Source organism: Corallococcus praedator (assembly GCF_003612125.1).
Taxonomy (GTDB): domain Bacteria; phylum Myxococcota; class Myxococcia; order Myxococcales; family Myxococcaceae; genus Corallococcus; species Corallococcus praedator.
The window spans coordinates 1-390 of the sequence record NZ_RAWI01001402.1; the positions used below are offsets into that span (position 1 = coordinate 1).

Annotated in this window: 1 protein-coding gene; it reads left to right on the forward strand. The window is 48.5% G+C overall.

The window, feature by feature from the left end; genetic code table 11:
• Positions 1–132: 132 nt before the first annotated feature.
• Positions 133–390 (forward strand): hypothetical protein (locus D7Y13_RS47575; RefSeq protein WP_244222515.1); only part of this gene is annotated, 258 nt, incomplete at its 3' end.

Genomic DNA, 390 nt, shown 5'->3' on the forward strand with positions numbered 1-390 from the left:
CTTTAAACGCCAAAAACGCTAGAGTGAGCGCCTATTTTTTTCAGTAGCAAAATCGGGGATTTCCTCTTATTTTTGCTAACTAGCACCGGCAAAACCACACCAGCCGGGACTTTTCAGGAGTTTGTACAAACTGTGTTCAACCTAATTTTTTCTGGTTCCCGCCCCAGCCAATTCCTGTTTTTCCATCCGATTGCCTTAATAATCGTCTCCACTGGCTGGTTATTTTTTAGCGTATCCGCATCCCATGCAGAGGTCGAATTACCCACCTTGGGGGACACCAGCTCAGTGACAATTTCCCCACTGCAAGAGCGCATACTCGGCCAAAAATGGTTGCGCGCCTACCGCAGCCAGGTGCTCACCTCCTCCGACCCATTAGTGATTGATTACCTG